A 15113-nucleotide genomic window follows, 5' to 3' on the forward strand; every position below is an offset into this window, starting at 1 on the left:
AATGTGCTATCTGGCTCAAACGTCAGGGAAAAGCATTATCCTATATCTTGCTCATTAGGCAATGCAGTTTAAATCAGAAAATGTTCATCATCCCATTTAGCATAAGATTTCAAACTCAATCAGCATGGCCCGATGGCCAGTCTAAGCGCCAGTATCGAGTCCCATGTTTATCTTCGAGTACATTAATCGTCACCACCGCGGCAACCGGTAAAGTCAGTTGACTGTAAAACCCTACCGTTCTCACCGCCCCCAATGCTCTTGCCATTAAATGACGGATCACCCCGCCGTGGGTCAAAACCCAGATATTGGCTGTGGGTGCATCGGCATTACACTCGCCGTGGGCCTGTTCATCATCCAACGCCAGCAGGGCAAACTCTTTATTGAGGATCTGCTCTATTGCGCCATCGATACGAGCCTCAAAACTTGCCATCGTTTCACCATTGGGCGGCGACACGGTCCAAGGATCTTGCCAATAGGCCGCCATGCGCTCACCATCCTGTTGATATAACTCATCGAGCAAGCGACCATCCCAATCGCCAAAATCCATTTCCTGTAGATCCTCCAGCAGGTTGACCTCAAGCGGCGAAGGCGTTGGTGCAGCTAAATGTGAACTCCCAGACAAGCTGGAATGCGGCTCCAGCGCCAACACCTTGGCAAATTCAGCGCAGCGCCTTGAGGTAGAGCTGTAAATACCGTGGCACTCTCTGGCCTGCAAAGTGACTGCCGCTGACATCTGCCGCCAGCCCTTCTCGCTCAGTGGAACATCGACTCTGCCACGTAAAATCGCCCCGCCTTCGCATTCCCCGTGGCGTAACAGTAATAAGCGAACTTGTTTCATATATGCCTTTTAAAAATCTTAGGATCTAGATTCTAGATTCTAGATTCTCGCTCCTAATGACTTTCACCTTGCCCTGACAATCCGATGTCGCGTATTATGGACGTCTATACGTATAAATGTCCAAATCATAACGAACGACATTCAATAATAAAATGCAATTTACCGCAGAATTGCATATTTTTGGACTCAACTTAGCTGTAGTAAAGGTAATCATTTATGGCGATATCTCTCCATCGAGCCAGCCAAACACTGGCAGACATTCGCAACCAGTTGTCAAAGCGCATTCTAATTTTAGACGGCGCCATGGGCACTATGATCCAAGGCTACAAGCTAGAAGAAGCCGATTACCGTGGCGAGCGTTTCAAGGATTGGCATACCGACGTTAAGGGCAATAACGATCTCTTAGTGCTCACACAGCCACACATCATCAAACAAATTCACACCGACTACCTATTAGCTGGTGCCGATATTATTGAAACCAACACTTTCAACGCCACCACTATCGCCATGGCCGACTACGATATGCAGTCGCTGTCCGCCGAAATTAACCGTGAAGGTGCGCGCCTCGCCCGTGAGGCCTGTGATGAAATCGAAAAAGCCACGGGTAAACCACGTTATGTCGCCGGTGTGTTAGGACCCACTAACCGTACCTGCTCTATCAGCCCCGATGTTAACGATCCCGGATATCGTAATATCCACTTTGATGAGTTAGTGACCGCTTACTGCGAATCGACCCGCGCCCTGATTGAAGGCGGCGCCGATATCATTATGGTCGAGACCATCTTCGATACCTTAAACGCTAAGGCCGCATTATTTGCCATCGAAACCGTGTTCGATGAACTCTTTGGCGCTAACTCGCCAGCACGTTTGCCAGTGATGATCTCCGGCACTATTACCGATGCCTCGGGCCGAACCCTTACCGGACAAACCACCGAAGCCTTTTATAACTCCCTTCGCCATATCAAGCCGTTATCTATCGGCCTTAACTGCGCCCTTGGGCCAAAAGAGCTGCGTCCCTACGTTGAAGAACTGTCACGCATCGCCGAATGTTATGTGTCGGCGCACCCTAACGCGGGTCTACCAAACGAGTTTGGCGGTTACGATGAAACCCCAAAAGACATGGCCAGCGTTATCCAAGAATGGGCCCGTGAAGGCATGCTCAACATTATTGGCGGCTGCTGTGGTAGCACACCCGAGCATATTAAGGTCATTCGCGAAGCGGTGGAACCGTTTGCCCCGCGCGTATTACCCGAGATCCCCGTCGCCTGCCGTTTAGCAGGTTTGGAACCGCTCACTATCGACGCCCAAACCCTGTTTGTGAACGTGGGTGAGCGCACCAACGTTACTGGCTCGGCCAAATTTTTAAAGCTGATCAAAGAAGGCAAGTTCGAACAGGCGCTCGATGTCGCCCGTGAACAGGTAGAAAGCGGCGCGCAGATCATCGACATCAACATGGACGAAGGCATGCTCGATGGCGTGGAGGTGATGCATAAGTTCTTAAATCTTATCGCCTCTGAGCCAGATATCAGCCGCGTGCCGATTATGATCGACTCCTCGAAGTGGGAAGTGATTGAAGCGGGCCTCAAATGTATTCAAGGCAAGGGTATTGTTAACTCTATCTCCCTCAAAGAAGGCGAAGAGAAGTTTATCGAGCAGGCAACCCTCGTTAAACGCTACGGCGCGGCGGCCATTATTATGGCGTTCGACGAGCAAGGCCAAGCCGATACGAAGGCGCGCAAAGTCGAAATCTGTACCCGCGCCTACCGCGTGCTGGTCGATAAGGTCGGCTTTCCGCCCGAAGACATTATCTTCGACCCGAACATCTTCGCCATTGCCACGGGTATCGATGAGCACGATAACTATGCTGTCGATTTTATTGATGCCATTAAAGAAATTAAGGCCACCCTGCCCCACGCGATGATTTCGGGCGGGGTATCGAACGTGTCGTTCTCCTTCCGCGGTAACAACCCAGTGCGTGAGGCGATTCACGCAGTATTCCTGTACCACGCGATTAAAGTCGGTATGGATATGGGGATTGTCAACGCGGGCCAGTTAGCGATTTTTGACGATATCGACCCAGAGCTTAAAGTACGGGTCGAGAACGTGGTGCTCAACCTGCCTTGCCCGGTTGAAGGCTCGAGCAATACCGAGCAATTGCTTGATATTGCTGAAAAATTCCGTGGCGATGGCTCAAGTGCCGCTAAAAAAGAAGATTTAGAATGGCGCTCATGGCCAGTTAATCAACGTCTCGCCCATGCGCTGGTGAAAGGCATCACCGAATTTATCGACGAAGATACTGAAGCGGCTCGCCAAGCTGCCTCCCGTCCGCTGGATGTGATTGAAGGCCCGCTAATGGACGGTATGAATATCGTCGGCGACCTGTTTGGCTCGGGTAAAATGTTCCTGCCACAGGTGGTCAAATCCGCGCGGGTGATGAAAAAGGCCGTGGCCTACCTCAATCCCTTTATTGAAAAAGAAAAAGTCGCAGGTCAGTCGAACGGTAAGATTTTGATGGTGACCGTAAAAGGCGATGTGCACGATATCGGCAAGAATATTGTCGGCGTGGTGCTTGCCTGCAATGGCTTTGAAGTGTTCGATTTAGGCGTGATGGTGTCAGTAGAGCGCATTCTTGAGGCGGTGAAAGAACACAATATCGATATTATCGGCATGTCAGGGCTTATCACCCCAAGCCTCGATGAGATGGTGCACAATGTGAAAACCTTCCACCGTGAAGGGCTCACCATTCCAGCGATTATCGGCGGCGCTACCTGCTCGAAAATCCATACTGCGGTGAAGATTGCGCCGCATTATCCCCATGGCGCGATTTACATTGCCGATGCCTCGCGCGCAGTGCCTATGGTCAGCAAGCTAGTCAGCAATGAAACTCGCCAAGCGACCATTGATGAAACCTACGCCGAGTATGACGATATGCGCACCAAGCGTTTATCCCAAGCTAAGCGTAAGGAAATCGTCTCGCTAGAGGCCGCCCGTCAAAACCGCTGCCAGCACGATTGGGCCAACTACACCCCATTCAAACCTAACGTGCTCGGTCGCCAAGTATTTGAAGACTATCCATTAACCGATTTAGTCGACCGCATCGACTGGACGCCCTTCTTCCGCGCATGGGAGCTGCACGGTCATTACCCTGAAATCTTAACCGACAAAGTAGTCGGCGTTGAGGCGCAAAAGCTGTTCGCCGATGGTCAGGCGATGCTTACAAAAATCATCGAAGAAAAATGGCTCACCGCCAAGGGCGTGATTGGGCTATTCCCCGCCAATACCGTCAACTTCGATGATATTGAGCTGTACACAGATGAGACTCGCACAGAGGTTGAGCTGACCACCCATCACCTGCGGATGCAACTTGAGCGGGTCGGTAACGATAACTTCTGTCTGGCCGATTTTGTCGCGCCCAAAGACTCAGGCGTTGCCGACTATATGGGCGGCTTTGCGGTTACCGCAGGCCATGGGATTGATGAGCATATCGCCCGCTTTGAGGCGAACCATGATGACTACAACGCCATTATGCTCAAGTGTTTAGCCGACCGTTTAGCCGAAGCCTTTGCCGAGCGGATGCACGAGCGCGTACGTAAAGAGTTTTGGGGTTATGCCGCCGATGAGCAGCTCGATAACGAGGCGTTAATTCGCGAAAAATACAAGGGCATTCGCCCTGCACCGGGTTACCCCGCTTGCCCGGATCACACCGAAAAAGGCCTGTTGTGGGAACTGTTAAAGCCGAATGAAACCATCGACTTAAACATTACCGAAAGCTACGCCATGTTCCCTACCGCCGCAGTATCGGGCTGGTACTTTGCCCACCCGAAATCCCGCTACTTTGGCGTGAGTAATATTGGTCGCGATCAGGTGGAGGATTACGCGAAGCGTAAAGGGATGACTGTTGCAGAGACGGAGAAGTGGCTAGCGCCAGTGCTTGACTATGATCCCGAGTAATCGGGATTTAGATTACGCTAACGCGGTTTGAGATCTAAGATCGGTCTTGCGACCGAAAAGGTCGTGGGGCTTCACCCCACACCCGATGTTGCTGGTTCGTTTTGCATTGCGAACTAGCAACAATATCGCTGTAAAGTAATGGTGCAACTCATTGCCTGCCGCAGGCTTTCGCACTGTTACCCCAGTGACACGCCGTACTTATGCTTTAAAAAAAGTATCCTTGTAGGCTCTACTAAAACATCCATGTTTTAGAAGGTCACTGGTGCAACAGTGCCCTATCTGGTGTACCCATCAGTTTCAGCATATATTTTGTGGGCAAATTAATTCAAATATTAGTCACAAGAAGAGTGGCTTCATACTAATCAGTAACTTCGCAGGGGATGGGTGAACTTCTGTAAGAGTAGAGTTAACTTTTTGCATTCAAAAAGCTATGCATGTCCTGTTATTTCTCCTTAAGATAAAAATCGTGGAATTCCATTTCACACAAGGATAAATAGAGTTAACGAGGGGGATTAAAATGTGACTGAAGTTGCTTGATTCGCTCTGGGATCAAATCCATTTTATTGTCGGTGTTAAAGTCATCACAGTTTTCAGCGACAACCCGTTCTACGCCAGTTTTATCAGTAAAATAGAGTTTTTCGCAGTCGCATCTCAGTTTAGCGATGAGCGGCTTTTCCGCTTTAGCTTGGCGAACCTCGGCAACCCAGCAGGAATCAGCACAACCGCAGGAATGATAAGTCAGTGCCTCGCCTGAGACAGGCCAATCCAGCCGATATTCGCCAGCCAGCGCATCACCCACACATGTCACAAGAGCAAAGAATATGAATAATAGATATCGAATCATTTTTAATCATCCAAAGCTTATCTGAGTTCCTTAGGACTAAGCATTAAACCACCTTGTTTAATGCTTAACCCAAAAAGTCGCGGGGCTTCACCCCACACCCGACCAAGGAGGACTGCTCGTCCTATCCTCCTTGGATGCTCCAAGACGCCCCTAGCGAAGTTACATGCATTAGAGACTGGCCTTGGTCTTATGGATAAATTGCTATCGCTTCCGAAGGCAACGTCCATGTACCTACGGAAGCTAGCCGGTCATATATGGACCCATCCGGTTTGCAAGACATTCGATAACGATTTTGAGAAGAGTTCATTGCACCCATATATCCGGCCTGTTATTGAGGGATCCCTCTGGCCCTGATGGATATCTGCTTCTACAGTCCTTATCATCCCTGCGGCTTCGTAATGAGCCTATGCCCGACTAAGGTTTTTAGTAGATCAGTCTGACTGTCTCATCATCAAATCAAGTGTCTTAGCAACTTGCTGGTTGGTTAATTATTCACGTTTATTGAATCTATTCAGTACTATACTGGAAGCCGATACTCTTCCTCACGCGCCGCGATAACCCATGCCATTCTCGCGAGTTTATTGGCGACGGCCACACAGGCTCGATTAAAACCTCGGCGCTCTGCTAACTGTATTGCCCAGCAGCTAAATTTATCCTGTTTATGACAACTGTGCTGCAACACCGCTCTGGCGCCGTGAATAAACAGGGTACGTAAATACGCATTTCCCCGCTTGCTTATCCCAAGGAGGTTATCTTTACCTCCGCTGCTGTGTTGCTTGGGAACCAAGCCACACCAAGCTGAAAAGTGTCTACCATTACTGAAGTCTTTACCCTCTCCAGCAGCCGCATAAAAGGCCGTAGCGGTGACGGGACCAATACCTGGGATAGTCTCTAAACGCTGGCAAATCACATTGTTTTTCGTTTCAGTGAGTACTTGGGTATCACAATCCTTAAGCCGTCTTTCTATATCTGTAAACTCTTCATATAACTGATAAAAAATTGTTCGACCTTTGGTAGTCAGCGCATTGGTTTCGTTAGTCAAAATCTCAGGAAACTGTACTTTAAAAGCCGATTTACTTTTGGCTATCACGATGCCGTATTCAGCTAACATACCTCGCACTTGGTTGATTAAGGCTGTTGATTGCTTAGTTAATCGTTCGCGCATTCGGTGGAGCAGTTGCACATCTTGCTGCTCGACGCTTTTGGGTTTTACAAACCGCATGTTGGGTCGCTGCGCAGCCTCCGCGATGGCTAAAGCATCATTGTAGTCATTTTTGTTACCTTGCCGAAAAGGCACGACAAATTGAGGAGCAATTAACTTGACGCTGTGGCCCAACAGCTCAAATTCTCTGGTCCAGTAATTTGCGCCACTACAGGCTTCCATCACAATCAGACAAGGCTCAATTTGAGCGACAAAGGGCAGCAAGTCTTTGCGTCTAAGCATTTTCTTTTTAATTAACTTGCCTGCTTTATCGACGCCAACAGCATGAAAAACAGACTTTGCGATATCTAAACCGATTGTAGTAATCTTCATAGGTGGACCCGTCCTCTTTCTGATGAGTTTTAGCGACTACATCGTGGCCCATTGCGAGGCCGATTTAAAGTGGATGGGTCCATTCCATTATCCATGACCGGACTCACACAATTTATTCCAACGCCCCGCGGCAACTTCGCAGGGGATGGAGAACTTCTGCTGCTTTTGTGTTGCTCGCTAGCCATGCAAAGTATGCCGAGTAATGTTTACTACCAATTTTAGAAATTTAGCAATCGATTTCCAATTAAACCTTAAAGCAATGAGGATTTAATCTCTAGGATAAATATCATTTTTCTTAAACCATTTTTCTACAGGTGTAGTAATCCAATTTAAGCAATCTCCATTATTATTTCGCTGTGTGCATTGGCTATCATTTGTCTGTACTTTTACTATATTTTCTTTTACTTCTATAATAATACCAACTGAAGAATCATCACCTACAGATAAGTTAGATCTAAAAGAGCGAACCTTATCTTCATAAGCATTAATTTTTTTACTCTCTTTCATTTTCCAAGCTTTGAACTCTTTTATAGACGTCACATCTGATGGTGCTGATTCAATTAATTTTCCATCTTCAAACAATCCGTGATCTGTACAACGTTGGCAACCAATAAACTTACAGTTACAACGGTAAGAAAACGTACCAAATCCATTAAACTTACTATTCAGCCATTCTCCCTCATAGTAGTCACAACCAGAGGCTGGACCACATTCTTGCCATTTGCCTTTCCCTGTCCGCTTCCCATCGACCCAATCCCCTTCATATACCCTACCACTTTGCCATGTGTAGGTACCTTTTCCATGTAAATACCCATCTTTAAATTCACCTTTATAGGTATCCTTTCCTGTTGAAACTCCAAAACCATTAGCTTTACCAGCTACACAATCTCCCTCATAAGTTCCTTGAACATCAGGATCTTCAACCCAACATTCTGAAGGGTTTGAATAAGCAGATTTTGATATAAAAAGTGCTAAACCAATTAGCAAAGCCTGTTTCAATTTCATTTATCGCCATACTCCATGCAAATTATTGTTAGATTTTTATATTATTAGTCTATCGGCAGTTAATTAGGTAAAAATGACAATATCTCTAAATTTTCATACCAATTTGCTGATTCTAAATTTACTTTTTTAGTTCTCTTCCACTACAAATAAATCAGGCAGCGATACATCAGGCCACCAGCGATACATCAGGCCACCCAAAATAAAACAAGAACATAATGTACTTTATGAGGGTATTCAAGTGACGAAAAGTCACTTAGCCGTTAAAAGGGTAGCGAAGTAGGGTTACAAAGGATGATGACTGACTAAATTGACCTATTTGGCTGAAAAAACGATATTTTTAGTAAAACAAGCCCAACCCATTGCCTCGTTGGAGGTGTTGGAGCTTTTGAAGGAACGAGCAATGAAACAGGCTTGAAATCAGCCTGTGTTAAGGTAACGACAGCATTTAGCAAAGTGCCGTCGTCGCATCTCTAAATGCTCGCAGTAATCGGTCAGTTCTTGCAACGTACCGACTGGGCCATGAAATAGCTTGCCAAACTCGGTGGTCAGTTTAAGCCAATTGTCTTGGGATATATTTAATCTGGTCAGTAACTTGTTGCTATTTCCACTTATTGCACCACGCTTATCGTTGCGGATGATCCGCCCTGTATCCTCAACTAACTCAAGATAATCCTTGAGCGTAAACGCGATTCCATTAGGTTGGTTATCGCGTTCATTACCAATGAAAGGCAGTAAATTGTTAGGCTGTTCACCTTTCAATGCAGCCCGAATGCGTAGCTGAATGCTGGTATGGTCTGATTGTTCTGGCGTGTTAGCTATTTTGGCTCTGATGGGATTCAAATCAACATAGGTCATACAGGCTAAAACCGCAGCTTCATCAAGTAGAGCCTGTGACTTAAAGCGACCTTCCCAGAAACGACCACTACAGTTATCTTCTTGATTTGCTTGTCTTGCTATTGGTTCGTTTAAGCAACGCATGAACCAACTGATATCACATAAACGGCTACGGTAAATTGCTATTGCATGTTTTAGCCTGAGGACTTGGTGAGGTTCAACCAACTCACCTTTAGCGAATTTTTGCGTTAATTCATCACCTTTAAATAGCTTATGCCACTGCTCAAGCACTTCGCGATCAGTCCAACGATTAGCACGGTCGATATCCACCCGTAACACCACATGCAAATGATTCGACATTACCGCAAAGGCCGCTATATCAATAGAAAAAACTGCTTCAAGTTCAAACAGTAGCGATTCAACCCAAGCGCGGCGATGGTCATAGTTTTTACCTGAATAAGTATCATCGCCGCATAAAAATGCACGCCGAACAACGCGACTACAACAGTGATAGAAGGGCGTGTCTTCAACACTAATCTGAGTTCTTCTAGGCCTCGGCATAGCAACTCCTCCACATAAACACTTTTACTGAGTCTAGTAGAGGAGCCTAAATAACGCGATTTGTAATGGGTGGCTAGATTTTATTTCAACACCACAATAAGGGCATGTAAGATTCTTTAGTCGCACAGATTGATGTCTGCTCATATCGCATAACAATTTTTCAATCATTACGGCATTCTCCAAAATGCATAACGCCGCAAATAACCGGAGCAATGCGAGCGCCAGCGAGTATTACGTCCGCGTTGATTTGCCTTGTTAGCTGACATTTTTGCGACGCCACCTTTTATAGTGCGTCATTAGGAATTGTGGGTCTGGCATCGCTTCCGTTTTTAAAGGTAGAACGGCTTCTTTTCCCTCCAGATCTCCATATGCTTCCACAAGCTCGGATGCTAAAACCACCTTTCCTGTTGCTGGATCAACTGACAACAAGTAGAGATCGAAAAGTGTATGGATATCAGCCCTGAGCAACAATCCATGCTTTGGTTCGTACGATTGATGCTCGGAATGCGGGACTATATGAGCAGCCTCCAAGGCTGCAACTGCGTTACACCCGGTCAACGCACAGCGACTGTTGTAGGCATCCAGCAATCTTGTGCGGAATTCGGCTTGACCACGCCTCCGTAGAATCTCGGCTAAGGTGCGGCTGTCTGGATCGATCTCATTTCGATCATCGCCACCCGAATTTTTGTCGTCCATGTTCTGCGCGCTTTCCCGAACGCCTAAAAATTCCCCAAGCGCATCTAAAACAGCCTTCAACTGTTCTATGCTTTGAACCGACACTCGGGGCAATCGGTATTGAGTTTTAGGAGTGGCGAATTCCGCTACCTCATTCTGTAACTTTGCAATCAAATTAGCGGCATCAGCCTGACTCCGCCCAGTAAGCGCTGAAATATTTTTTGGATCGAATGCCACCTCGATAGCACCGGGTTTATCGGTATTAGAAGAATATGCAGAGATTGTCGTTTTGCTACCTGCTTGATAATTTTTGCCATGTACCAAGTTGCGCGAGCGCCATCTGCATTCCTTGGCTAAGGCATCAATCATCTCGAAGGCTTTATTTGTGTTCAATCTGTGTCCTCCTTAACATGCCAGTTAACGTCTTAGTATTTATGCGCTGCGCTGTTTGCAGGCCATAAATCGCTTGTTGGACTTGGCCGCTGCCACATCCGTGTAAATGGGTATGAATGATGCTATAGGAATTTGTTTTTTTGCGGTAGCGGTTTTTTATACAGTCTGGTTGGTAATCACTTGATATCGTTTTAGCTTTCTCATGCTTTGCGCTCACTTGCGACTGATTGTTGACCTTGGTTGACAGCATTTTGGCCCCAGATTCAGGCTGACACTCACACCCTATCCCCTCATCGGCTTAACCCCATAAGGCTGGCTGCTTTTCGCTATCGGTTATTACGCTACGTCTCGAAGGAGTCGTTATCCTGACATTCGTACCGGCTGACTTTGGTTGTTAATCATCACCAATCCCTGCTGTCTTATCAGCCCAATAAACTGTAAATGACCTAGCTGGCATTGCGGCAAAAGATCGGACTGACACTTTATGCCTTAACAATCGACTAATAACACCTGAGCCAAAGGAATACACCATCCCCTCGGAGTTGCCGCAGGGCGAATAGGCAAATTGCGTGAGTCTCGCCATGGATGGCGAGCTAGCTTTCGCAGGTGCAGGGACGCATCCTTCGGAAGCGATAGCAAATTTGCCACTGAGCACAAGGGGCTTTCAACTCCGTTAGGGGCGGCAAGGGAGATCCAAGAGGGAATTGCTGTTGATCCCCTCTTGGTCGGGTGTGGGTTGAAGACCCACGACCTTGATTCACCTCGGCCGAAAGGCCGCTAAATAACCAGTTCACTACTTTGTGAACCGACAAAAATCTTTCCATGGCTACCGCACTTGGCCAACACCCATTAGCCAAGGGATTGCACTGCTGTAATGCTTTTATAAAATCTAGCACCTAGCACCTAGCACCTAGCACCTAGCACCTAGCACCTAGCACCTAGCACCTAGCACCTAGCACCTAGCACCTAGCACCTAGCACCTAGCACCTAGCATCTAGCATCTAGCACCTAGAGTCTTATCGCATATTGTTCAGGAGGTGTTCTCGCGAAATAAAGATACATCTTCCTGATGCAAGTGAACTGAATCGAGGTCACGATTAAGTTTCATCCTTGTTAAAAACGTAAGATAACGTTCTGTTTAACATATGTCTACCACTTTCACATTACAAATTAGATAGTTAAGTGATGACTAACATAAATTAACTTAGATGGCTATGGGCTTGAGTAAGCCCACAAAAAAGCAAGGGGCCCGTGGCCCCTAGTTGATAGCGTGTAAAAGTGCCTTATGCCGTAGCTAACAAAGGCTGATTTTTCGTTTTACGCAGATGATAAGCAGTGAAAAGCACAAACCACAGGGCGCTTACGGCGAATCCAGCTAAGGTTGAATGCATAATCCCCATGGCCAAATAGCCTAAGGTGGCGCCAAAGGCGATGGCTAACGCATAGGGTAGCTGGGTCATCACATGGTCAATATGGTGGCAACCTGCCCCCGTGGCCGACAAAATACTGGTGCTGGAAATCGGCGAGCTATGATCGCCAAACACTGAACCCGCAAGCACTGCGGCAAGCATTGGCAGCATTAACGCGATATCACTGGCAGCGGCCATGTCGCCAGCCAGTGGCAACATAATACCAAAGGTGCCCCAACTGGTTCCGGTGGCAAATGCCATGGCGCAGGACAACACAAACACCACCGCAGGCAACACTTCCATTGGCAAGTTACCGTTGGCGAGGGAGGCCAGATATTTGCCTGTCTCAACATCGCGAACAACCGCACCAATCGCCCAGGCAAACAGCAAAATATTAATGGCGGGTAACATGGCCATCACGCCTTGCGGGGCGGCTTTAAGCCAGTTTTTAGCGCCCAATTTTAACCGCAGCGCAAGCACAATTGACACCGCCAAGCTGCACAGTGCGCCATACACTAGCGAGGAGCCCACATTGGTGTTTTCAAAAGAGCCAAGTACGCTAAATGGCAGCCCTTTTTCATCCAACACTGCCGCACCAGAGGAGATCATAAAATACACGGTCGCGCCGGTGAGGGTTAGGATCGGCAATACCATATCGATCATGCCACCGTTACTTTCTTCAGGGCTTTCCATATCTAAGCCGATTGGACGAGGCTTAGACGGATCCCAAAGCTTTCCCTCCAGCGCCCATGCTTCATGTTTACGCATCGGGCCGATATCCATTTGAAAGATAATCACCACCAGCACCATCAACAGGGTAAACACTGCATACAGATTCATCGGGATCATCTCAACAAAGGCTGAGATAGGGCTTTGATCGCTAATGCCGTGGGCGGCCATAATGCCACCGATAAGCGCGATAATATAAGCGCCCCAAGAGGAGATGGGCATCAATACGCACACGGGCGCAGCGGTAGAATCTAAAAGATAAGCCAGTTTGGCGCGGGAGATTTGAAAGCGATCAGTCACCGGACGGCAAATGGCGCCAACCGACAAACTATGAAAAAAGTCGTCAATAAAAAACGCAAACACCATCACACCAGTTAAGCCTTTTGCGCCGCGACGGGTCTTAGCGCGCTTAGCCGCCCACTCGGCAAAGGCGCGGGTGGCGCCAGAAACCGTCATCAGACTAATGAGTCCGCCAAGCAACAACATAAACAGCAACATATTGATATTGTCGCGATTAAGTGCGCCATCGACCCAAAAAATCTTCAGCACGGTATTGAACATATAGTGCAATGAATCAAGGGGAGAAAACTGATTGAGTAACAAACTGCCGGCCACAATCCCTACGCCAAGGGATAACAGTACGCGACGTGTGATGATCGCCAAGGCGACGGCTAACAAAGGGGGAAGTACTGACCAACCTGAGTCAGCAAAATGACTAATGTCCATGATCTCTTTTCACCAAAAAACGGGTGGAGATCTACCGAGAGGATAAAGAAACAAAACCTATAGGGAGGTATTACTCCTCAGCCCCTTCAGGTAGCGCTCCATAGTGGATGACTATGGCAGTCTTGCACCTATTTGATGCAAAACCAGCAGCTCGGTTTGATGACCTGGCTACTTCGGCGCTGACTCCTTTCCTTGTACATCTGCGGCATCACCCTCCGCACAAGTAGTCATAGGCAGCGCGCCTCTACTTAAAGGTATTCGAGCGGGCATTCTAGCGAGATGGGAACTGATAGCAAGTATTTTGATCCCACTCGCGTATAAAACAATGAATCACCTACAAGTTGGTAACACAAGAAACATCAAGCTTTCAAGCGTTGCAATAGCGCCAAATGGACTTATACGAGTAAATGTTTACCAAAAAAATCTAAGGTTCTTGTCCATGCGAGCTCAGCCGTTGGCTCATCATAACGGGCGGTGGAGTCATTATGGAAACCATGATTCACATTCGGGTAAAGATAAGCGACATAATCGGCTTTATTAGCCTTTAGCTGGGCTTCATACTCGGCCCATGTATCGTTAATCCGTTGATCTAATGCGGCAAATTGCAACATCAACGGGCCTTTCACGCGGCTACGCAGCTCAGTTGCTGCGGGTGTGCCATAAAAAGGCACGCCTGCCGCAAGCTCATCGGGAATGGTGGCGGCGAGCATATTGACGATATAACCACCAAAGCAGAAACCGACGGCACCGAGTTTGCCATTACTCTGCGGGTGCGCCCTTAAAAAACGCGCCGCGGCGATAAAGTCCTGCTCGATTTTGGCTCTATCAAGGCTCGCTTGCATGGCGCGGCCCGCATCATCATTACCCGGATATCCACCAAGGCTGTAAAGCGCATCGGGGGCAAAGGCGATATAACCCTTGGCCGCTAAGCGGCGGGCCACATCTTCGATATAGGGATTTAAGCCTCGGTTCTCGTGCACCACTAATACCACGGGGGCTTTTTTACTGAGATCTAAGGTCTTAGGATCGCCCGCCTTTTGGCCTGGGATCAGCAACGCGTTTGGCAAGACTAAATAACCGCGACCTTCACCATAGCCATCGGGGGATGGAAATTTCACATAACTGGCTTGAATGCTGGGATCGTTAAAGGAGACTTGCTCGGCTAAGGCGTAATTAGGCATTAGTGCGCCCGTCAGCGTGGTCATGGTAAAACCCAGTGCCACTAGGCCCGCAAGGCGAGCCATAAACTCACGGCGGTCGATAATGCCGTGGGCATATTCGTCATACCAGTCAAAGGCTTCCTGAGGAATGACAGGGAAAGGTGGTGTGGTTAGTTCTGGCTTATGATCTGGGCTCATCGTTCTTTCTCCATTAAACAAGCTAACCACTGGTTTATATTCCCTAGCTTGTGAGTTATCTAGCGGCCTTACCAAGAGTAAAGGATGAGAGCTTGTCAGGGCAATTAGCTTTATGCCGCCCATTTAATAATTCTCCACTCATCAATAGCCAATTTATGGTTGATCATGCGCCCAAATTGGCGTGAGCTTTTTATTCCCTAGGGGCATTTTTGTGTATAATGTCGCCAAACAACATATTAATATCATTACATTTCAA

Annotated in this window: 9 protein-coding genes and 1 riboswitch; of the genes, 1 reads left to right on the forward strand and 8 read right to left on the reverse strand. The window is 47.6% G+C overall.

The window, feature by feature from the left end:
- Positions 1 to 115 precede the first annotated feature (115 nt).
- Entirely contained in the window at positions 116 to 838 is a 723-nt protein-coding gene (locus JM642_RS16055; protein ID WP_203432144.1) for a histidine phosphatase family protein, read from the reverse strand.
- 216 nt (positions 839 to 1054) lie between these two features.
- On the opposite strand from JM642_RS16055, the gene metH reads away from it, so the two are divergent.
- Positions 1055 to 4789, forward strand: a complete 3735-nt coding sequence (gene metH, locus JM642_RS16060; protein WP_037428437.1) for a methionine synthase — start codon at positions 1055 to 1057, stop codon at positions 4787 to 4789.
- Positions 4790 to 5288: 499 nt separating this feature from the next.
- Here the strand turns inward: metH and JM642_RS16065 are convergent, their stop codons facing one another.
- The 7 genes from JM642_RS16065 to JM642_RS16095 form a co-directional block, all read right to left on the reverse strand.
- On the reverse strand, positions 5289 to 5633 hold the full coding sequence (locus JM642_RS16065; protein WP_203432145.1) for a hypothetical protein: 345 nt from the start codon (positions 5631 to 5633) through the stop codon (positions 5289 to 5291).
- Between the two features lie 517 nt (positions 5634 to 6150).
- Positions 6151 to 7167, reverse strand: coding sequence for an IS110 family transposase (locus JM642_RS16070; RefSeq protein ID WP_037431787.1), 1017 nt, complete (start codon positions 7165 to 7167; stop codon positions 6151 to 6153).
- A 267-nt stretch (positions 7168 to 7434) separates the two neighbouring features.
- Positions 7435 to 8172: a hypothetical protein gene (locus JM642_RS16075; protein ID WP_047538308.1), complete on the reverse strand. Its 738-nt coding sequence runs from the start codon at positions 8170 to 8172 to the stop codon at positions 7435 to 7437.
- A 417-nt stretch (positions 8173 to 8589) separates the two neighbouring features.
- Positions 8590 to 9567: a transposase gene (locus JM642_RS16080; RefSeq protein ID WP_203432146.1), complete on the reverse strand. Its 978-nt coding sequence runs from the start codon at positions 9565 to 9567 to the stop codon at positions 8590 to 8592.
- A gap of 255 nt (positions 9568 to 9822) precedes the next feature.
- On the reverse strand, positions 9823 to 10635 hold the full coding sequence (locus JM642_RS16085; RefSeq protein WP_203432147.1) for an HNH endonuclease signature motif containing protein: 813 nt from the start codon (positions 10633 to 10635) through the stop codon (positions 9823 to 9825).
- 1283 nt (positions 10636 to 11918) lie between these two features.
- The gene (locus tag JM642_RS16090) at positions 11919 to 13499 is read right to left on the reverse strand and encodes a Na+/H+ antiporter NhaC family protein (RefSeq protein WP_203432148.1); all 1581 of its coding nucleotides are present in this window, start codon (positions 13497 to 13499) and stop codon (positions 11919 to 11921) included.
- 83 nt (positions 13500 to 13582) lie between these two features.
- Positions 13583 to 13754: riboswitch (Lysine riboswitch) on the reverse strand.
- A gap of 140 nt (positions 13755 to 13894) precedes the next feature.
- On the reverse strand, positions 13895 to 14857 hold the full coding sequence (locus JM642_RS16095) for a dienelactone hydrolase family protein (RefSeq protein WP_203432149.1): 963 nt from the start codon (positions 14855 to 14857) through the stop codon (positions 13895 to 13897).
- Positions 14858 to 15113: the final 256 nt, after the last annotated feature.

This window comes from Shewanella sp. LZH-2, from assembly GCF_016859145.1.
In the GTDB taxonomy this organism is placed as follows: Bacteria; Pseudomonadota; Gammaproteobacteria; order Enterobacterales; family Shewanellaceae; genus Shewanella; species Shewanella xiamenensis.

What these genes read in the sequence shown, in the direction of transcription:
- JM642_RS16055 (WP_203432144.1), bottom strand. Translation starts at nt 838, where the DNA reads ATGAAACAAGTTCGCTTATTACTGTTACGCCACGGGGAATGCGAAGGC.
- metH (WP_037428437.1), top strand. Translation starts at nt 1,055, where the DNA reads ATGGCGATATCTCTCCATCGAGCCAGCCAAACACTGGCAGACATTCGC.
- JM642_RS16065 (WP_203432145.1), bottom strand. Translation starts at nt 5,633, where the DNA reads ATGATTCGATATCTATTATTCATATTCTTTGCTCTTGTGACATGTGTG.
- JM642_RS16070 (WP_037431787.1), bottom strand. Translation starts at nt 7,167, where the DNA reads ATGAAGATTACTACAATCGGTTTAGATATCGCAAAGTCTGTTTTTCAT.
- JM642_RS16075 (WP_047538308.1), bottom strand. Translation starts at nt 8,172, where the DNA reads ATGAAATTGAAACAGGCTTTGCTAATTGGTTTAGCACTTTTTATATCA.
- JM642_RS16080 (WP_203432146.1), bottom strand. Translation starts at nt 9,567, where the DNA reads ATGCCGAGGCCTAGAAGAACTCAGATTAGTGTTGAAGACACGCCCTTC.
- JM642_RS16090 (WP_203432148.1), bottom strand. Translation starts at nt 13,499, where the DNA reads ATGGACATTAGTCATTTTGCTGACTCAGGTTGGTCAGTACTTCCCCCT.
- JM642_RS16095 (WP_203432149.1), bottom strand. Translation starts at nt 14,857, where the DNA reads ATGAGCCCAGATCATAAGCCAGAACTAACCACACCACCTTTCCCTGTC.